This window comes from Vibrio cholerae (genome assembly GCF_008369605.1).
GTDB classification, from domain to species: domain Bacteria; phylum Pseudomonadota; class Gammaproteobacteria; order Enterobacterales; family Vibrionaceae; genus Vibrio; species Vibrio cholerae.
Genome location: NZ_CP043554.1, coordinates 2,334,755 through 2,356,047 on the forward strand (window position 1 = coordinate 2,334,755; position 21,293 = coordinate 2,356,047).

Annotated in this window: 14 protein-coding genes; 6 read left to right on the forward strand and 8 right to left on the reverse strand. The window is 49.5% G+C overall.

The window, feature by feature from the left end; genetic code table 11:
* Window positions 1-8 precede the first annotated feature (8 nt).
* The 6 genes from F0316_RS10800 to F0316_RS10825 all read left to right on the forward strand — a co-directional run bounded on the left by F0316_RS10800 (window position 9) and on the right by F0316_RS10825 (window position 9,635).
* Window positions 9-1,004 carry an ABC transporter ATP-binding protein gene (locus F0316_RS10800; RefSeq protein ID WP_054104358.1) on the forward strand — a complete coding sequence of 332 codons (996 nt, stop codon included), beginning with the start codon at window positions 9-11 and terminating at the stop codon, window positions 1,002-1,004.
* Between the two features lie 56 nt (window positions 1,005-1,060).
* Window positions 1,061-2,785 carry a glycoside hydrolase family 9 protein gene (locus F0316_RS10805; protein ID WP_000925608.1) on the forward strand — a complete coding sequence of 575 codons (1,725 nt, stop codon included), beginning with the start codon at window positions 1,061-1,063 and terminating at the stop codon, window positions 2,783-2,785.
* Window positions 2,782-3,666 (forward strand): N-acetylglucosamine kinase, encoded by an 885-nt coding sequence (locus F0316_RS10810; RefSeq protein WP_001110421.1) that lies wholly within the window; start codon window positions 2,782-2,784, stop codon window positions 3,664-3,666. Before F0316_RS10805 ends, F0316_RS10810 begins: the two co-directional genes overlap by 4 nt.
* A complete protein-coding gene (locus tag F0316_RS10815) occupies window positions 3,663-5,576 on the forward strand; it encodes a beta-N-acetylhexosaminidase (protein ID WP_053034235.1) in 1,914 nt (637 codons plus the stop codon). The genes F0316_RS10810 and F0316_RS10815 overlap by 4 nt, the downstream gene beginning before the upstream one ends.
* Before the next feature lie 118 nt (window positions 5,577-5,694).
* Window positions 5,695-8,100 carry a GH36-type glycosyl hydrolase domain-containing protein gene (locus tag F0316_RS10820; RefSeq protein ID WP_000873674.1) on the forward strand — a complete coding sequence of 802 codons (2,406 nt, stop codon included), beginning with the start codon at window positions 5,695-5,697 and terminating at the stop codon, window positions 8,098-8,100.
* Window positions 8,101-8,222: 122 nt separating this feature from the next.
* Window positions 8,223-9,635, forward strand: coding sequence for a phosphoglucomutase/phosphomannomutase family protein (locus F0316_RS10825; RefSeq protein WP_000589193.1), 1,413 nt, complete (start codon window positions 8,223-8,225; stop codon window positions 9,633-9,635).
* A 130-nt stretch (window positions 9,636-9,765) separates the two neighbouring features.
* Here the strand turns inward: F0316_RS10825 and F0316_RS10830 are convergent, their stop codons facing one another.
* From F0316_RS10830 to F0316_RS10865, 8 genes are all read right to left on the reverse strand, one after another.
* Entirely contained in the window at window positions 9,766-10,797 is a 1,032-nt protein-coding gene (locus F0316_RS10830; RefSeq protein ID WP_001277487.1) for an ABC transporter ATP-binding protein, read from the reverse strand.
* The gene (locus F0316_RS10835; protein ID WP_000660922.1) at window positions 10,797-12,422 is read right to left on the reverse strand and encodes an ABC transporter permease; all 1,626 of its coding nucleotides are present in this window, start codon (window positions 12,420-12,422) and stop codon (window positions 10,797-10,799) included. Before F0316_RS10835 ends, F0316_RS10830 begins: the two co-directional genes overlap by 1 nt.
* An 83-nt stretch (window positions 12,423-12,505) precedes the next feature.
* Window positions 12,506-13,519 carry a Fe(3+) ABC transporter substrate-binding protein gene (locus tag F0316_RS10840; RefSeq protein WP_000735496.1) on the reverse strand — a complete coding sequence of 338 codons (1,014 nt, stop codon included), beginning with the start codon at window positions 13,517-13,519 and terminating at the stop codon, window positions 12,506-12,508.
* Window positions 13,520-13,660: 141 nt separating this feature from the next.
* Window positions 13,661-14,890 (reverse strand): ammonium transporter, encoded by a 1,230-nt coding sequence (locus F0316_RS10845; protein ID WP_142732623.1) that lies wholly within the window; start codon window positions 14,888-14,890, stop codon window positions 13,661-13,663.
* A gap of 21 nt (window positions 14,891-14,911) precedes the next feature.
* Entirely contained in the window at window positions 14,912-15,250 is a 339-nt protein-coding gene (glnK, locus tag F0316_RS10850) for a P-II family nitrogen regulator (protein WP_000767166.1), read from the reverse strand.
* A 177-nt stretch (window positions 15,251-15,427) separates the two neighbouring features.
* Complete coding sequence (locus F0316_RS10855; protein WP_000393919.1) at window positions 15,428-15,808, reverse strand: YacL family protein; 381 nt, start codon at window positions 15,806-15,808, stop codon at window positions 15,428-15,430.
* Window positions 15,809-15,962: 154 nt separating this feature from the next.
* On the reverse strand, window positions 15,963-18,560 hold the full coding sequence (acnB, locus tag F0316_RS10860; protein WP_149560474.1) for a bifunctional aconitate hydratase 2/2-methylisocitrate dehydratase: 2,598 nt from the start codon (window positions 18,558-18,560) through the stop codon (window positions 15,963-15,965).
* A 264-nt stretch (window positions 18,561-18,824) separates the two neighbouring features.
* Window positions 18,825-21,116, reverse strand: coding sequence for a patatin-like phospholipase family protein (locus tag F0316_RS10865; RefSeq protein ID WP_000870562.1), 2,292 nt, complete (start codon window positions 21,114-21,116; stop codon window positions 18,825-18,827).
* Window positions 21,117-21,293 lie beyond the last annotated feature (177 nt).

Sequence of the window (21,293 nt, forward strand, 5' to 3'; positions counted from 1 at the left end):
AGACAATTATGAGCAAACCACATGGCGAATTACTGGTTGAGGGAAAAAATCTGGTTAAAGATTTTGCCATCAACAGTAACGCACTCAAACAACCCATGATGCGTGCCATCAACGACGTATCATTCAAAATGTACAAAAGTCGCGGTTTATCTGTGGTGGGTGAGTCTGGCTCAGGCAAATCCACCACCGCCAAGATGATCGCCAAAATGTACGCGCCGACCTCTGGGGTTATCGAGTACAAAGGCCGTGATATTCAGGACATCGTTTCTCGTGACGACCTGATGCATTACCGCGAAGGCGTACAGATGGTATGGCAAGATCCGTTTGGCTCACTCAACCCGACCCATACCATTTTCCACCACATTGCTCGCCCGCTGCTGATCCACAAAAAGGTTACGCCGGGCAACAAAAAAGAGTTGGAAGAGCGTGTTTACGAACTGCTTGAACAAGTCGGTCTCATCCCACCGAAAGCCACGGCCGCGAAATATCCGCACCAACTTTCTGGTGGTCAGCGTCAGCGCGTTAACTTAGCACGTAACATTGCTGTTGGTGCTGAGGTTGTTCTGGCTGATGAACCCACTTCAATGCTCGATGTGTCAATCCGTGCAGGCGTACTCAACCTGATGGAAGAGATGAAGTTTGAGCGTCAAATGTCTCTGCTATACATCACGCACGACATCGCGACCGCTCGCTACATCGCTGAAGATTTAGCCGTTATGTACGTAGGACACATGGTGGAATGGGGTGATACCGATGAGATCATTCACGATCCTCAGCACCCTTACACCAAGCTGTTAGTCTCTGCGGTACCCGATCCGAAAAAGTCGATCCACGAAAAATTGGAAGGCAACAAAGGCGAGATCCCACTGTGGACTCCGAATTCTGTCGGCTGCCCATTTGCAGGACGCTGTTTGCACGCTTCCGCGAAATGTCGCGAAGCCTTGCCAGAAGTCTCTCAGTTGTCTGACAACCACTTTGTTCGTTGTTATCTGTTTGAAAAATAAAACCAGCAGCTCCCTCTCGTAGGGAGCTTGCTCAATCCATACTGCGGAGAAAATGAATGCTGTTACTGACCAACCACATTGGCTATGAAACCCAAGGCCCTAAACAGGCGGTGTTGCTGTGTGGACAAACACAACTCATGGACGATTGTGTGCTTTTGGTTTGCGCTCGTAGTCACCAAACCGTTGCCAAGCTCGCTATTGAGTGGCACGGCAAGGTCGACAACTGGCATCAGGGACAATTTCATCGTATCGATTTTTCCGATTTCACGACGCCAGGCGACTATTATCTGCGCCTGGAACACACGCATTCTGCCACTTTTACTATTGCGCGAGGCGTATTAATGCAACGCACATTTTCTGATGTGCTGCACTACTTTAAATCGCAACGCTGCTCTGGGCAGTTTGATCAACAAGACAAGCAAGTACCGCTGCTGGGCACATCAACCACTGCCGATGTGCACGGTGGCTGGTACGACGCTTCAGGTGACGTTAGCAAGTATCTCAGTCACCTTTCTTACGCTAACTATTTGAACCCACAACAAACACCTTTGGTGGTCTGGAACATGCTCAAAGGGTTAGCGGTTTTACAACATCACTCGGGTTTTGCATCGTTTTCTCGCACTCGCCTCAAGGATGAAGCGTTGTTTGGTGCTGATTTTCTACGCCGTATGCAAAACTCCGAGGGATTTTTTTATATGACCGTCTTTGACAAATGGAGCAAAGACACCAAACAACGGGAGATTTGTGCCTACGCGACCCAACAAGGCCATAAATCCGATGATTATCAAGCGGGTTTTCGCCAAGGTGGTGGCATGGCGATTGCTGCACTTGCCGCAGCCGCGCGTTTGGATACGCACGGCGAGTTCACACAAACTGACTATTTACAGGCGGCAGAAAAAGGCTACTGGCACCTCAAAGAGCATAACCTCGCCTACCTCAATGATGGGGTTGAAAACATCATTGATGAGTACTGCGCCCTCTTGGCGTGTTGCGAACTTTACCGCACGACAGAGAATGACCAATATCTGGCTCAAGCTCGTGAGTGGGCACAGCGTTTAGCCAAGCGTCAATGCAGCGATGAACAAATTGCGCACTACTGGTCTGCCACCAGCAACGGTGAGCGCCCATACTTCCACGCCAGTGATGCAGGTCTGCCTGTCATTGCACTTTGCGAGTATCTGAATATTGAAACGGATACGGCTAACTACGCTCAACTCCAAAGAGTGGTCGAGCAGGCCTGTCAATTCGAGTTAGCGATAACTCAACAAGTCTCCAACCCGTTTGGGTACCCGCGTCAGTATGTCAAAGGGGTGGAAAGCGCCAAACGCACCAGTTTCTTTATCGCCCAAGACAACGAAAGTGGTTACTGGTGGCAAGGTGAAAATGCCCGTCTCGCCTCGTTGGCGAGCATGGCCTATCTTGCTCAGCCTCATTTGAGTACCGCTATCGCTAAACCGCTTGAACAGTGGTCACAAAATGCCCTGAACTGGATTGTCGGGCTCAATCCTTACAACATGTGCATGCTCGATGGACATGGGCACAATAATCCCGATTACTTACCTCATTTAGGCTTTTTCAATGCCAAAGGCGGTGTGTGTAACGGCATAACCGCGGGCTTTGATGACCCAAGAGATATCGCGTTTAACCCAGCAGGGCAAAAAGATGACATGCTGCAAAACTGGCGTTGGGGAGAACAATGGATCCCGCATGGCGCTTGGTATCTGCTTGCCATCATCAGCCAATTTGCTCACTTTACCGCTCACGGGGAGGAGAACCAATGAACTACTACGTAGGCATTGATGGCGGCGGTACATCCTGCCGTGCTCGCATTCGTAATCAGCAAGGTGAATGGGTTGGCGAAGCCAAAAGTGGCAGCGCCAACATCATGCTCGGTGTTGAGGTGGCGTTGCGTTCCGTAGTCGATGCGATCACCCAAGCGGCAGAGCAAGGCGGATTATCATCAGACGACTTCCCGCGTATGCATGTAGGTCTTGCTTTGGCTGGTGCGGAGCAAAAAGAGGCGTGGCACGCTTTTATGCAGCAGGCGCACCCTTTCGCTTCCATCACGCTTAACACCGATGCTTATGGCGCTTGTCTTGGCGCGCATCTTGGTGAAGAGGGCGCGATCATGATCGCCGGAACCGGATCGTGTGGCATTTTGCTAAAAGGTGGCAAACAGTACGTGGTTGGCGGCCGTGAGTTCCCAATCTCCGATCAAGGCAGTGGCGCCGTCATGGGCTTACGCCTGATTCAACAAGTGCTGCTCGCACAAGACGGCATCCGTCCCCATACCCCGCTGTGTGATGTAGTGATGAACCACTTTAACCATGATATTGATGCCATTGTTGCTTGGTCTAAAACCGCCCTGCCTCGCGATTATGGGCAATTTTCACCTCAGATTTTCAGCCATGCCTATTGCGGCGATACCCTCGCGATTGAATTACTCAAACAGACCGCCGCAGACATTGAAATGTTCCTGATCGCTTTACACCACAAAGGCGCAGAACGCATCTGTTTAATGGGCAGCATTGCTGAGCGTATCCAAGATTGGCTCTCCCCACCGGTACAGCAGTGGATTGTCAAACCGCAATCGGATGCTATCGAAGGCGCATTAATGTTTGCCGGTAAGCCTGAGCACAACCTGTATAAGGATGGTTTATGAGTTATCGAATTGAATTTGCGGTGCTCTCGGAACAAAAACCGGATTGCCGTTTTGGTTTAACCCTGCACAATTTGAGCGATCAAGATCTGCATGATTGGTCGCTGTATTTTGTGATTGATCGTTACATCCAACCCATGAGTGTGACCAACGGTCAACTGACCCAAGTCGGCAGCTTATGTTCGATTGTTCCAACGGAAAAAGTGTTGCCAGCTAATGGCCACTTTTATTGTGAGTTCATCATCAAAACCGCGCCTTACCATTTCTACACCGATGGGGTAAAGCACGCGTTTGTCCAACTCAATGATAAACAGCCTGTTGAACGTATTAACGTCGCGGTTAACCCTATCGTTCTCGCATCACCATTTCGCGAGCGTAGCCAGATCCCTGAAGTGACTGCAGCTGAGCTCTGCCTCATCCCCAAACCTAACTCACTGCAACGTTTCCAAGGTGAGTTTGTGGTCAACCACTCCAGCCAGATCTCGCTGCAATCGGACTCGGCCGCGCGTGCTGCACGCTGGTTAGAGCAAGAATTACATGCACTGCATGGGTTCAAACTGAATACGGTTGGCCATAGCGATATCGTCTACCGCAGTAATCCCACGCTCGATGAGGGCCATTATCAACTCAATATCGAAGCGCAAGGGATCAAGATTGAAGCAGGCAGCCATAGTGGCTTTATGCATGCCAGCGCGACGTTGCTGCAACTGGCGCAAGCGCATCAAGGCTCATTGCGTTTTCCTCTGGTCAAAATTGTCGATGCACCGCGCTTTAAGTATCGCGGCATGATGCTCGATTGTGCCCGCCACTTTCACTCGCTTGAGCAGGTCAAACGAGTGATCAATCAACTGGCACACTACAAATTTAACGTGTTCCACTGGCATCTGACCGATGATGAAGGTTGGCGTATTGAGATTAAACGCCTGCCGCAACTGACAGACATTGGTGCATGGCGTGGCATGGATGAAGTGCTGGAACCTCAGTACAGCTTACTCACCGAGCGTCATGGCGGTTTCTATACCCAAGATGAGATCCGTGCAGTGATTGAGTACGCCAGCGATCGTGGCATTACTGTCATCCCTGAAATTGACGTACCAGGGCACAGCCGCGCCGCGATCAAAGCGCTGCCAGAATGGCTGGTCGATGAGGAAGATTGCTCGCAATATCGCAGTATTCAGTACTACAACGACAACGTGCTCTCCCCTGCACTGCCGGGCACTTATCAATTCCTCGACATCGTATTGGAAGAAGTGGCTGCGCTGTTTCCAAGCCAATTTATTCATATCGGTGCCGATGAAGTTCCACACGGTGTGTGGGTAGATAGCCCGAAATGCCAAGCCTTAATGCAAGAGCAAGGCTATACCGACCCGAAAGAGCTGCAAGGCCACTTATTACGCTACGCTGAGAAAAAACTCAAGAGCTTAGGTAAGCGCATGGTCGGCTGGGAAGAAGCCCATCACGGCGACAAAGTGAGTAAAGATACGGTGATTTACTCTTGGCTATCGGAAAAAGCCGCCTTGGATTGCGCCAAACAAGGCTTTGACGTGATTTTGCAGCCGGGACAATTTACCTATCTCGATATCGTTCAAGACTACGCTCCTGAAGAACCGGGCGTGGATTGGGCGGGTGTTACTCCGCTAGAGCGTGCTTACGGTTATGAACCGTTAGCCGACGTTCCGGCCAATGACCCACTGCGTAAACGCATTTTAGGTATTCAATGCGCCTTGTGGTGTGAATTGATCAATAACTCAGAACGCATGGAATACATGCTCTATCCACGTCTCACGGCATTAGCAGAAGGCGGTTGGACAGAGAAATCCCAGCGTAACTGGTTGGATTATCTAGCGCGTTTGAAAGGGCATTTACCACTGCTGGATAAGCAGAAAATACCTTATCGCGCGCCTTGGAAGTAATTCTGCCTTGAAAGTAATTCTTCCGAAAATCGTAACAATGGCGTGACGGAACTCACGCTGGTTTTCACTAGCAAAATTTTTAGCTGCCATAGGGCAGCTGGTTTAAAAGGAAAGCACAATGAAATACGGCTATTTCGATAATGATAATCGCGAATACGTCATCACTCGCCCTGACGTACCCGCACCTTGGACTAACTATCTCGGTACTGAAAAATTCTGTACGGTGATTTCACACAACGCAGGGGGTTACTCCTTCTATCACTCACCGGAGTACAACCGCGTGACCAAGTTTCGTCCAAACTTTACCCAAGATCGTCCTGGGCACTATGTTTACCTGCGCGATGATGCGACAGGCGATTTCTGGTCTATCTCTTGGCAACCAGTTGCGAAAAGCCTTGAACAAGCGAAATACGAAGTTCGTCACGGCTTGTCCTACTCAAAATTCAAGTGTGAATACAACGGCATTCACGCCACCAAAACTCTGTTTGTTCCTAAAGGCGAAGATGCCGAAGTTTGGGATGTAGTGATCGAAAATACCTCCAACGAAGTGCGCACCATCAGTGCGTTCAACTATGTTGAGTTCTCTTTCAGCCACATCAAGTCAGACAACCAAAACCATCAGATGTCGCTCTACTCTGCGGGAACAGCGTTCAAAGATGGCGTGATTGAGTATGACCTGTACTACAACACCGATGATTTCCTCGGTTTCTACTACCTGACTGCAACTTTCGATGCCGACAGCTACGATGGCCAACGTGACCAATTCCTTGGCATGTATCGTGATGAAGCCAACCCAATCGCCGTGGCGCAAGGTAAGTGCTCGAACAGTGCGCAAACCTGTTACAACCATTGTGGTGCACTGCATAAGCAATTCGTGCTGCAACCGGGCGAGAAAGTGCGCTTTGCGGTGATCTTAGGTGTAGGCAAAGGCAACGGCGCAAAACTGCGTGAAAAATACCAAGACTTGAGCAAAGTCGATGCAGCCTTTGCAGGTATCAAAGCACACTGGGATGAGCGTTGTGCGAAATTCCAAGTCAAATCACCCAACCAAGGTCTCGATACCATGATCAACGCTTGGACTCTGTACCAAGCGGAAACGTGTGTGGTGTGGTCCCGTTTCGCCTCTTTCATTGAAGTCGGCGGCCGTACAGGCCTTGGCTACCGTGATACTGCGCAAGATGCGATCTCCGTACCGCACACTAACCCAGCGATGACTCGTAAGCGCCTCGTTGACCTACTGCGTGGTCAAGTGAAAGCCGGTTACGGTCTGCACCTGTTTGATCCTGACTGGTTCGATCCAGAAAAAGCGGATGTTAAACCGTCTAAATCACCCACAGTTGTCCCCACACCGTCGGATGAAGACAAGATCCACGGCATTAAAGATACCTGTTCTGACGATCACCTGTGGATTGTGCCAACCATCCTCAACTATGTGAAAGAGACCGGTGACTTCGCCTTTATCGACGAAGTGATCCCTTACGCGGATGGCGGCAACGCCACTGTGTACGAGCACATGATGGCAGCGCTAGATTTCTCTGCAGAATATGTGGGTCAAACCGGTATCTGTAAGGGTCTGCGTGCCGACTGGAACGACTGTTTGAACCTCGGTGGTGGTGAGTCCTCTATGGTCTCTTTCCTACACTTCTGGGCGTTGGAATCTTTCCTTGAACTGTCACGCTATCGCAATGATGAAGCGGCAACCGACAAGTACCAAGCGATGGCCGATGGTGTACGCGAAGCGTGTGAAACTCACTTGTGGGATGAACAAGGCGAATGGTACATCCGTGGCCTGACCAAAAATGGCGACAAGATCGGAACCTTCGAACAAGTGGAAGGCAAAGTGCATTTAGAGTCTAACTCGCTTGCAGTGTTGTCTGGCACGGTTAGCCATGAACGCGGCATCAAAGCAATGGATGCGGTCTACAAATACCTGTTCTCCAAATACGGTCTACACCTGAACGCTCCATCATTTGCCACGCCAAATGATGACATCGGTTTCGTGACTCGCGTTTACCAAGGCGTGAAAGAGAACGGCGCGATCTTCTCGCATCCAAACCCATGGGCATGGGTAGCCGAAGCGAAACTGGGCCGTGGTGATCGTGCGATGGAGCTGTATGACGCACTCAACCCATACAACCAAAACGACATCATCGAAACCCGTATTGCTGAACCTTATTCTTACGTACAGTTCATCATGGGGCGTGACCACCAAGATCACGGCCGCGCTAACCACCCATGGTTAACCGGTACTTCTGGCTGGGCATACCATGCGACCACCAACTATATCTTGGGTATCAAAGCGGGCTTCGATGCACTGGAGATCGATCCTTGTATCCCAACGTCATGGCCGGGTTTTGAAGTGACTCGCGAATGGCGTGATGCGACTTATCAGATCAAAGTGGAAAACCCGCAAGGCGTTTCAAAAGGCGTGAAATCCATCACCCTGAATGGTCAAGCGATTGAAGGTGCCGTTCCTGTGCAAGCCGCAGGCAGCGTTAACCAAGTCGTGGTTGTTCTAGGTTAATCCATTTTCGGGCACTCGCTGAGTGCCCATTTGCTAATACCTAAGCGTTTTATATGCCCAGACCACTTGTCGTTGCAGCCAAGACTCTTGCAGCGTCAGTAGAAAAGGGATAGGGGGAGAAAATGATTAAATTTGGTACTGGCGGCTGGCGTGCGTTTATTGGTGAAGAATTCACTAAAGATAATGTGCGCTTGGTGGCTCAAGCGTTAGCCAACATCATCCATCATGAGCAAGCCGCAAACGAAGGCTTCGTAATTGGTTACGACCGCCGTTTTCTGTCAGACAAAGCGGGACGCTGGTTTGCCGAAGTGTTAGCCGCGAATGGCGTTGTGGTGAGCTTTATCGACAAATTTGTGCCAACACCGGTGGTGATGTTTAAAGCCAAAGCGATGGATTGTGCTTATTCAGCCTGTATTACCGCCTCGCACAACCCGGCCGACTACAACGGCATCAAAGTATTTATCCGTGGTGGCCGTGATGCAGATGAAGTGATCACTCAGAAGATCGAGCAGCAAATTGCCACACTGACGGTGCAAGACGTGAAATCGATCGACTTTGATCAAGCCGTCAACGACAAACTGATCGACATCATCAACCCGATGAACGAGTTCGTCGACAGCATCATCAACTTCATCGATATTGAAGCGATCAAGAAAGCTAATCTGCGAGTGTTGATCGACCCGATGTTCGGGGTGGCGAAAAACGCGCTGCAAACGGTACTGATCAATGGCCGCTGCGACGTGGACGTGATCAACGATGGCAAAAACCCTGATTTCGGTGGTTTGATGCCTTCGCCTAGCGCTGCCACCTTGTATCGCTTGAAGCATCTGGTGAAACACGAAGGTTATGACATCGGTATCGGCACCGATGGCGATGCGGACCGCCTTGGCATCATCGATGAAAAAGGCAACTTTATTCACCCGAACGAAGTGCTGATCCTGCTTTACTACTACCTGCTGGAGTACAAAGGCTGGAAAGGTTCTGTGGTGCGTAACATCGCAACCACACATCTGTTGGATAAGATCGCCGCCGATCATGGTGAGCGGTGCTTTGAAGTGCCTGTGGGCTTTAAACACATCTCTTCACAAATGGAAGCGGACGACTCTCTGATTGGCGGGGAGAGCTCTGGCGGCCTCACGATTCGTGGTCACATCAAGGGGAAAGATGGCGTGTTCGCTTCTAGCCTATTGGTGGAAATGATCAGCGTGACGGGCAAGAAACTCTCTGAGCTGTTAACCGAGATCTATGATCGTTACGGCTATGCCTACACTGCGGAAGGCGATTGCAAATTTAAGCCCGCTCAGCGTGATGAGATCTACAACAAGGTCTACATTGAGAAAAAACTGCCTGAGTTTGAATTCGACATCGATAAAGTCAGCTATGAAGATGGGGCGAAAGTCTACTTCAAGAACGGTGGCTGGGTAATTGCCCGATTCTCCGGTACTGAACCTTTATTACGTATTTTCGCCGAAATGGCCGACAAAGATACTGCGGAGCGTGTTCTTCAACAGATGAAAGCTTTCTTGGCGTTGTAATCATCGCCTTGTCAAATCATCCCCTGAGGTTAAGTCCCCTCAGCGGAGAAGAACACTTGCCCGACGCTCGACGTCGGGCTTTTTTATGCAGGTAACATAGTTTGGCAATCCAAGACGCTTGGTGGGAGCATTAGGCGAAAGCGAGCACGCCTTGGGTATCAATATTGACCGAGACTGCCTGCCCTAACTCCAGCGGTTGCGAAGAGGTCGCGATAAGCTGAGTGCCATGCGCATCAATCAGATAACGGCAATGATCGCCCATAAACTGCTGCTCCGTTACCGTCACACTGCTCTCCTCTTCCGCGCGAATTTGCACCTGTTGTGGACGCAGCAGTAACTTACACTCCGCCTCTACCGCGATCGGTTGGCGCGCAATCGCTTCGACCACCCCAAGCGCCGTTTGGTACTGAGTTTCACTGATCCGCTTGGCGCTTAAATAACTGCCCCCGCCCAGAAAATCGGCCACAAACTGACTCGATGGTTGGTAGTAAAGCTCTGCGGCGGTGCCGTATTGTTCAATTACACCACGATTCATCACCGCCATTTTATCAGCGAAGGCAAACGCTTCTTCGCGCGAGTGAGTGACGAAAATCGCCGTGACTCCCTGCTGTTTAAAGATCTTACGAATCTCAATGATCAGCTCATGGCGCACTTGAGTATCGATATTGGAAAACGGCTCATCAAGCAGTAACAGATCGGGCTTATACGCTAAGGCACGAGCAATGGCGACACGCTGCTGCTGACCACCCGATAGTTGGTGCGGATAACGCTCTGCGAAAGCGTCAAGATGAACCAGAGCCAGCATCTCGGCAATTTTGGCATGCTTTTGCTTCGCGGGCATCGCATCTAACCCAAAACCAACGTTTTGCGCCACGGTAAGATGGGGAAACAATGCGTAATCTTGGAAAATCATTCCGATATTGCGCTGCTCAGGGGGCAACCAGCGTTTACCGTCATCCAAGGTGACACAGTTAAGGCTAAGCTGACCAGAAGCCAAAGGCAGCAAGCCGGCAATCGCTTTCAGCAAGGTGGTTTTACCACAACCACTTGCGCCAAGCAGACAGACAATTTCGCCCGGATTGACTTGCAAAGAGAGAGATTTCAATACGGTTTGTGCATCGTATTGGCAAGTGAGATTTTCAATCAGCAGTGCGCAGCTCATTAGTGCTTTTGCTCCAAAGAACGGTTAACCATAACAAGAGGAATAAGCCCGACCAACACCAGTAAAATGGCGGGTAGCGCCGCCAACTCTAAGCGCTCATCTGAAGCGTAGTTATAGACGTAAGTAGCGAGAGTTTCAAAGTTAAACGGACGCAGCAAAATCGCCGCGTTCAATTCCTTCATCGATTCGATAAACACCAACAAGCCTGCGATTAATGCGCCGCGGCGGATCAGTGGCAAATGTACACGCTTGAGCATTTGATTGGCATGACAACCCATGGTGCGCGCCGCCATATCCAACGAAGGTGATACTTTACTGAGGCTACTTTCGATGCTGCCAATCGCTACCGCCGAGAAACGCACCACCAGCGCGAACACAATCGCAAATAAACTGCCGGAGAAAACAAGCCCTGGGCGTCCCCACTCCATCATTTTAGCGATATCGTTGATCAGATGATCCAGTGCGAGCACAGGTACTAAAATACCAATAGCCAGAACGGTTCCCGGCACCGCATAGCCCATCGAAGAGAGGCGCATCAAGGCAACACTGGTACGATTATTTTGTAAACGGGCATAAAAGTTAGCCACTAAAGCCACCAAGACCGCTACGACAGCAGCACTGATCGAGACGGTGAAACTGTTGATCGCATACTCTTTAAATTGGGTGGTCCAGCTCTGGGCAAAATAGGTCCAAGCGTAACTGATAAGTTGTAGCAGAGGCAGAATAAACGCCACCGCCACTAAGCCCCAGCACCAGATTAAAGCGGCCCATAAACGCCAGCCTTTTAAGGTATAACGATACTCTTCATGGCTATTAAATTGGGTTTGATACAGTTTTTGTCGGCGACGACTATAACGCTCACTACTGAGCAGTAGCAGCACCATCACCAGCATAATGGCCGAGATTTTTGCAGCCGCATTGAGATTGGAATAACCGAGCCAAGTATCGTAAACCGCTGTGGTTAAGGTATTCACCGCAAACAGGCTTACCGTGCCGAAATCACCAATGGTTTCCATGGCCACCAAAGACAACCCCACCGCAATCGCAGGTCGTGCTAACGGCAGAGAAATACGTCGAAAACTTTGCCACGGTGAACATTTCAGTAAGCGCGCAGACTGAAGCAAAGTGACATTTTGCTCCATAAACGCCGCACGGCACAAAAGATACACATAAGGATAAAGTACCAGCGCCAGCACCACACTCGCACCGCCTAGGCTACGAATATCGGGAAACCAGTAGCTGCCCGCTTGCCAACCGGTCCAATCGCGCAAGGCAATTTGGATGGGACCTGCGTAATCAAACCAATGGGTAAATAAATACCCAATGATATAAGCAGGCATCGCCAAAGGGAGGACAAGCGCCCATTGCAGCCAACGCTCACAGGGCAGTTTACACATGGCAATCAGCCAAGCTGACGGTACCCCAAACAGTAAAGCCAAGAGCAATACCGAACAGGTTAATACCAAGGTATTGAAAATATAGGTGGGCATCACAGTCGCCAGAAGATGAGCAAAAACCTCATCACTGTTGCCGAATGCGGTATAGAAGATCGCTAAGATCGGTAAAACCAGCAGAGTGGTTAACACTAGGCTGCTGGCTTTCCAGGCAAAATATTTTTCTTTCATCGCCTATCAGTATAAGGCTTGAACAGCAAGCAGATACTGCATCCCTCAAATAAAATAGGGGTACGTTATACCCCTGATTTTACTTACAGGTCAAATTTGACTTCATCGATCAATTTGATCGCTGCAGCATTGTTATCTGCAATTTTTTCCAGTGGCAGACTGTCGGCTTTAAACTCGCCCCAAGACTCCACCAATGCAGAACGTTGTACACCCGGTTTGACTGGGTATTCGTAGTTCACTTCTGCATACATTTTCTGAGCCGTTTCACCAGTCAAAAACTCCATCAGTTTCTGCGCGTTTTCACGGTTAGGTGAGTATTTAGCCATCGCCATACCACTCACGTTAACGTGTGTTCCTTGCACATTTTGACCTGGGAAGTTGATGTACACCGCTTCAGCCCAAGATTTCTGCTCTTGATCATTCAGCATGGCGCCTAGGTAGTAGCTGTTACCCAATGAGACATCACACAGACCTTCTTTGATCGCGCGAACTTGGTCACGATCGTTGCCTTGCGGTTTGCGTGCTAGGTTCGCTTTAACGCCTTCTAGCCAAGCTTTTGCTTCCGCTTCACCGTGGTTAGCAATGATGGAAGCAACTAATGCGATGTTGTAAGGATGCTTACCACTACGAGTACAGATTTTGCCTTTGAACTCAGGCTTTGCCAGATCCATATAGTCAAAATCATCACCGAGCTTACCTAGGCGGTCACGTGAAGAATAGACACTGCGAGTACGCTGAGTTAGGGCAAACCACTCATCGCCACTGTCACGATACTGAGCCGGAATGTTCTCTTCAATCACTTTGCTATCCAGCGGCTGAGTCAAACCTTTTTCGGTCAGCTCAAACAGACGACTGAATTCAGCGGTTAAGATCACATCTGCTGGGCTGTATTCGCCTTCTTGAGCAAGCTTTTCAGCGATACCTTCTTTCGCGAACTTTACGTTAACTTTAATGCCAGTTTCTTTCGTAAATTCAGCAAACATCGGCTCAATCAGAAACGGTTGGCGATAAGAGTAAACATTGACTTCTTGAGCGGCAAAAGCAGAAGGGGCAAGCACACTGAGCGTTATCGCTGACAGGCTGAGCAGTTTTTTCATTGAGTATTCCTTTTGACTAGTAATGATAACCTTTATCAATCGCAATGTATTATAGGAATGTTCAATAAGAAAACAATTGGCAAAAAAACAAAACCCGCCTTTACGGCAGGTTTTGTTCAGGTCAATTTGTAAAATGATATTTCACTTAACAGTAACAAACTCTGGGTAAGCACCGACACCACAATCGTGCATGTCCATTCCTTCCATCTCTTCTTCTTCAGAGACGCGGATCCCCATCGTCGCTTTAAGCACGCCCCAAACCACCAGACTTGCACCAAACACCCATGCGAAGATCACCGCAGCACCGAGTAATTGTGCGCCAAAGGTTGCATCAGCGTTGCTCAGTGGTACCACCATCAGACCGAAGAAACCACACACGCCATGGACGGAAATCGCACCCACTGGATCATCAATTTTCAGCTTATCGAGGCCAATAATGCTAAACACCACCAGAGAGCCAGATACTGCGCCAATCGCTACCGAATAAAGCGGTGAAGGAGAGAGAGGATCGGCCGTAATCGCTACTAAGCCCGCTAATGCACCGTTCAGTACCATAGTGAGATCCGCTTTACCCCAAGTGGTTTTACACACTAAAAGTGCAGCGATAGCCCCTGCCGCCGCAGCCGCATTGGTATTGAGGAAAATTTTACCCACGGACGTCGCATTTTCAAAATCCGATACCATCAACTGTGAGCCACCGTTAAAGCCAAACCAGCCGAACCACAGGATAAACGTACCGAGTGTGGCCAATGGCATGTTGGAACCGGGAATTGGATAAATTTCGCCGTTTTTGCCGTATTTGCCTTTACGAGCCCCAAGCAGAAGAACGCCCGCTAATGCCGCTGAAGCTCCCGCTAAATGCACAATGCCGGAACCTGCGAAATCACTAAATCCTGACGCTGAAAGGAAGCCTCCGCCCCAAGTCCAGTAACCTTCAACGGGATAGATGAACGCGGTCAATACTGCGGAGAAAATCAAAAATGCCCAGAGTTTCATCCGTTCTGCGACGGCACCAGAGACGACAGACATCGCGGTCGCCACAAACACCACTTGGAAGAAGAAGTCCGATTCGAGCGAGTGGTCAGCACCATCGGCCTGTGAGCCAATCAGCGCACCAAACGAAGGCAACCAGCCACCTTCCGTATTATCGACATACATGATGTTGTAGCCGACGATCAAATAAGTGGTACAAGCAATCGCATACAGAACAAAGTTTTTCGTCAAAATTTCGGTGGTGTTCTTGGAGCGAACCAAACCCGCTTCCAACATAGCGAAACCTGCCGCCATCCACATGACGAGCGCTCCTGAGATCAGGAAGAAAAATGTATCGAGTGCGTAACGCAGCTCAGTAACTGTGATTGATAGTTCCATAATCAAATCTCATCCTTGAATTTAAAGGGCTTCTGAATCCATTTCGCCAGTACGGATACGTACCGCTTGGCTTAGGTCATACACAAAAATTTTGCCATCACCGATTTTTCCGGTGTGAGCCGCCTTAATGATCGCTTCAACTACGCGATCGACATTGTCGCTTTGAGTCGCAATTTCAATTTTGACTTTAGGGAGAAAATCGACCTGATACTCAGCACCTCGGTACAGTTCAGTGTGTCCTTTTTGACGTCCAAAGCCTTTCACTTCAGACACCGTCATCCCCTCAATCCCAACATCCGCCAGCGCTTCGCGAACATCATCCAACTTGAATGGTTTAATGATTGCGTTAATCAGTTTCATCTCTTCCTCTCTGAAGCAGTCGTCCATTTACTCTTCATTATCCAAGGGGCGTGCCAACTTTTTAACTTAATGATTTTTATGGATATATAGGCATTTGTTGAGTAAAAAAACAAAAGGCCGCACCGATTCGGTGCAGCCTTTTCCCAACAATAACGCACAACGTATGAGCAGGATGGATTAGAGCCTCCCCTGATTTTGAATAAAGCTTTGCCACTGCGTCAGCAAGGCCACAAAGTCCTCTCGCCCACAGGCGGCAATACTTTCGCTGTCATACAGAGCAAAATCGGTTTCTAATTCATGCTCACTCTCATAAGCCAATGCATTGTCTTGCACTGTGATTTCATCGCCTTGCACCAGTAATGAGATTTCACGTCCTGTCCATAAAAACTCTTGGGCTGGCGATTGTTCCGCCTTATCGATCAGCACTAATACTTGATTGAGTTTATCTAGGTCTTGGCCAATCTCTTCTTGTAGCCATCGCCCGACGATTTGGTGCTCCATATTGCATCGCACCGCGTACTCACCGAGCAGGGTATTTTTAATAAATTCAAATTCCATGGTGAACACTCCACCGACCCACAATGGCGCGAGTATATCGCAAACCCCTTCACGATACTTAGACAAGTGATGACCCGCGAAGTAAACCGACCGAAAAATACCCACAATAAAGCCGCGACAAGCGCGGCTTTAAAAGAGGATTCAATCACTCTGCTTATGCAGGTTCTTGGAAAATGACCGAATCTGCTTTACTGGTGTACTGACCCATACGGTGGAAGTTGAGGTAACGGTAGGTATCCGCGGCCGCCGCATCAATCTGCTTCGCGTAATCCATGTACTCCGCTACGCTTGGGATTCGACCCAAAATCGCTCCCACTGCCGCTAATTCAGCAGAAGAGAGGTAAACGTTAGCCCCTGTGCCCAAACGGTTCGGGAAGTTACGCGTTGAAGTCGACATCACGGTTGCTTTGTCCGCTACGCGTGCTTGGTTACCCATACACAACGAACATCCCGGCGTTTCGATACGCACGCCAGCACGACCGAAAATACCGTAGTAACCTTCTTCAATCAGTTGGTCACGATCCATCTTGGTTGGCGGAGCGACCCACAAACGGGTATTCAATTGGCCATTGAATTTTTCAAGCAATTTACCCGCCGCGCGGAAGTGCCCGATGTTGGTCATACAAGAGCCGATGAACACTTCATTGATGGTTTCACCCGCACACTCAGAAAGCAGACGAGCATCATCTGGATCGTTTGGCGCACATAGGATTGGCTCTTTGATCTCAGCAAGATCAATCTCAATCACATGCGCGTACTGGGCATCTTTGTCCGCTTCCATCAGTGTTGGGTTAGCTAACCAAGCTTCCATCGCTTGAATACGGCGCTCAATAGTACGGCGATCGCCATAACCTTCAGCAATCATCCACTTCAACATCACGATGTTCGAGTTGAGGTACTCTTCAATCGATGCTTGTGACAGTTTCACCGTACAACCTGCCGCTGAACGTTCTGCAGATGCATCAGAAAGCTCAAACGCCTGCTCAACTGTTAAGTGTTCAACCCCTTCGATCTCTAGGATACGACCGGAGAATTCGTTGATCTTACCTGCTTTTTCTACCGTGAGCAGACCTTGCTTGATGCCGTAATAAGGGATGGCATGCACCAGATCACGCAACGTGATCCCCGGCTGCATCTTACCCTTAAAGCGCACCAGAACCGATTCAGGCATATCCAGTGGCATTACCCCAGTCGCGGCCGCAAACGCCACCAAACCAGAACCTGCTGGGAAAGAAATACCCAATGGGAAACGAGTATGCGAGTCACCACCAGTACCGACTGTATCTGGCAGTAGCATGCGGTTTAACCATGAGTGGATAACACCATCGCCCGGACGCAGTGAAACACCGCCACGGTTCATGATGAAATCAGGTAATGTGTGGTGAGTCTGCACATCGACAGGCTTTGGATAAGCCGAGGTATGACAGAAAGACTGCATCACTAAATCGGCAGAGAAACCAAGACAGGCCAAATCTTTCAATTCATCACGCGTCATTGGGCCTGTGGTATCTTGCGAACCGACGGTCGTCATCTTAGGTTCACAGTAAGTGCCTGGGCGAATACCTTGTACACCACACGCTTTACCCACCATTTTCTGAGCCAGCGTATAACCTTTACCGCTATCTGCAACCGCCACAGGGCGACGAAACTCTTTTGACGCTTCCAGACCTAATGCGTGACGCGCTTTATCCGTCAGGCTACGTCCAACGATCAGCGGAATACGACCACCCGCACGCACTTCATCGTACAGGACATCGGTTTTCAGTTTGAAAGTCGCCAGTACTTCGCCCGTCGCGTGGTTACACACTTTGCCTTCAAATGGGTAAACGTCGATCACGTCGCCCATATTGAGCTTAGAGACATCCACTTCGATCGGCAGAGCGCCAGCATCTTCCATCGTGTTGAAGAAGATCGGGGCAATTTTACCGCCAAGCACATATCCGCCCGTGCGCTTATTAGGCACATTAGGAATATCGTCTCCCATAAACCACAGTACTGAGTTGGTTGCCGATTTACGTGATGAACCGGTACCGACCACATCACCCACGTAAACCAGTTGGTGACCTTTGGCTTTAAGTGCTTCGATCTGTTTGATCGGGCCAACTTTACCCGGTACATCCGGCTCAATGCCATCGCGCGCGTTTTTCAGCATGGCTAATGCGTGTACAGGAATATCAGGACGTGACCATGCATCAGGCGCTGGAGAGAGATCGTCCGTGTTGGTCTCCCCCGTCACTTTAAATACAGTTAAGGTCACTTTTTCAGGCAGTGCCGGCTTAGATAGGAACCACTCTGCATCAGCCCAAGATTGCAGTACTTGTTTCGCAAATGGGTTGCCCGCTTTGGCTTTCTCTTCCACATCGTAGAAGTTATCAAACATCAATAGTGTGTGAGACAGCGCTTTCGCGGCAATCGGAGCCAGCGCGCTATCATCCAGTAATTCAATCAGCGGTTCGATGTTGTAGCCGCCTTGCATGGTACCGAGTAACTCCGCCGCTTTTTCACGACTCACCAACGGAGATGCGACCTCGCCTCTCGCAACGGCAGTCAAGAAACCTGCTTTCACGTAAGCCGCTTCATCGACACCCGGAGGAATGCGATTTTCAAGTAGGTCAAGAATGAAAGCTTCTTCACCTTGTGGGGGATTTTTCAGAAGTTCGACAAGTCCTGCGACTTGCTCTGCGTCTAGGGGTTTAGGTACAACTCCTTCAGCGGCACGCTCTGCGACGTGTTTACGGTAGGCTTCAAGCACGACTTTTTCCTCTCATTGCGGTTCACCCAGTTGATTATAAAAATACGAGCGAACATCCTTGGAAACTTGGCTCTCCCTAGCCCTTGTTTTCACTCAAATTGACTGAGAAACAGCGCCATAGAGGCCAAACTGTGGGCGTCAGAATAGCAAGTTTAACGATAAATTAAAATCTCATCATTTTGACCAACATAGCAACTTGAGACTAAAGTTTTAGCTTTCTCACTGAGTGAAAAGCGCGCAAACCCCACCCGTCTCAAGCTCTCGCTACTTAAATGTGGTACCAATAATGAAATAGATCGAGTCATAATTCTGCTCGGTGCGACCATAGCCAAACATAATCGGCCCAATCGGTGAATTCACCCCAGCGAAGATCGAACCAGCACCATACAAAGGCGCATCTTGCAAACGCAAATCGGGATCAGACCAGACGCCACCGTATTCAATCGATGCCCCTAAGTAGACGGGGGACGTGAACATGCCAAAGTCATTATCAAACCAGCGGTAACGGTAAACGAGGTTTCCATACAGCTTGTTTTGACCAATCAAGCTATTGCGAGGTATGCCCGACAAGTTGAGAAAACCACCGATGCTTTTCGGATCAATTGGGGTGGATGAGTGTTTACTTTTCACCACTCCCATATCCAAGTTTGCGACTAAAGTATGGCGTGAGAAGGTGTGTGCGGCGATCAATCGCCCAGAAAGCTCCGATACGGTATCGGAAGAGAGGGCATCTCCAGAAAGGGGATTGCTACCGTCAAAACTGTCTTTAGAGATCAGATATTCCAAGTCAAAATAGATGCCTTGTTGAGGCAAGCTAAAGTCATCCAAGGTGTCGTGTCGATAATCAAAAAACACCCCGCGACGCTGGAAGGAAAAATCCCCAAAAACCGGTAATGAAGAAGCTTCGCCATTGCCTTTGCTGTAGCGTGCACCGAGTTTTATTTCTCTCCATAACTCGATTTGATAGCCGAGCGCCAGTTCGGCAACCCATTCGGAATAAGTGACGGGTAAGTAATTCTCCGTAGCCGCGAGAGAGGTGTCATCAAAGCCTGCCAAAGGCGCATTTCGACGCTCGTTACTGAAATGCAGCAGTGCCGTCGTAAATGTTTTTTGTCCCGATAACAGTGGCGAATAAAGCTCAGCTTCGATCAGCTTGTCGGTCCCCATATCCATATTCAGAGCCAGCTCAGCACCGTGTGAGTTGATGTCTGTAAAATTGGTGGAAACCCCAAGCGCATACTGACTTTCAGTATCAAAATCATCTTCTAAAAAGAAGCGGAAATTGACGTAATTGGGCCCCCAAGACTTTTCACGCACATCGACCACCAGTTGTTGTTGGTCATCGCGTTGTTCGTATTGATAACGCACCAATTCGAAGCGATCTAGGGCATAGAGATCTTCTATGCTGGCTTCAATCTCTTCGGTGCTGAGCTTTTGCGCGGGTTCTAAATTGAGTCGGTTCAGTAATAGCAGATCGCTGTAGTGGGTGTTGTTTTGCAGAACAATTTCGTCCACCTGAACATTATCACCATAGCGCAAGGTTTTACGCCGCTCTTCTTTCTCATCCACATACGCTTGATATTGCGCTGAACTCAGAGCAATGTTCTTGAAAAAAGCCTGATTATCCATCGCTTCTTGGTAGCCCATCGCAAACGCCGCCGGCATTTTGTCGAACTCCATGGTCTCCATTTTGCCCACGGGTGGACGCAGCAGCAGATCGCGCGAGGTCAAATGATCGCTCTGTCTTTCCGTGCTGCGGCGAACCAAATAGTTCGAAAGCTGGTCTGCAACCGTAAAGAGATTGGTGAAGTCCTCTTGGCTTTTGTAGTCGGTGCTGATGTCGACCGCGATGATAATATCGGCGCCCATCGCACGCGCGACCTCAACCGGCATGTTATTGGTGACACCACCATCCACCAGCCATAACCCATCAATTTCATAAGGTGGCAACGCGCCGGGTACTGACATGCTGGCCATCATGGCATCCACCAAAAAGCCTTTATCAAGCACGACTTCTTGAAGGTGAATAATGTCGGTCGCGACCGCGCGATACGGGATCACCAATTGATCAAAAGAATCGAAGGCGGGAAGATTGCCTGTGGTTTCACGCAACATGCGCAGCATGTTTTGTCCTTGCACTACGCCTTTTGGCGCGCGCACTTCACCCCAGTGTAGGCCAAGATCTGTGGTGATTTGGTAGCGATCTTCATACTCTTTGTCACGAACTCGGCGCTGGCTACGATCGACACGATCTCGATAACCTCGGTTCCAATCCACGCTATAAATCAGCGCTTCAATCTCCTCTGCGCTCATTCCTGTTGCGTATAACCCACCCACATAAGCACCCATACTGGTACCTGTGATGATATCGACGGGGACGTGCATCTCTTCCAAAGCTCGCAGCACCCCCATGTGCGCGGCGCCTTTAGCACCGCCCCCCGCCAGAACTAACGCGATTTTAGGTCGTTTGGCGACTTGAGCTTGGGCTTCTTGTGCCAAGGCCAATGGGGCAAACACTATCCCTACGACTACGCTGAATGATACCGCCCATTTCATCACGTGAGTTATCCTCGAAATCCTTAAGAATCAAACCAATATATACCCAAACTATGGGGAGTTACAGGCAGACAGCAAGTGAGCACATCCAAAGCGCATAGACAGTCGCTATGATTGGAGTGAAGAAACCTCGCCAACACGGCTGCCGCAGCAAGTAGCAAGAAAAGAGAAAACTAT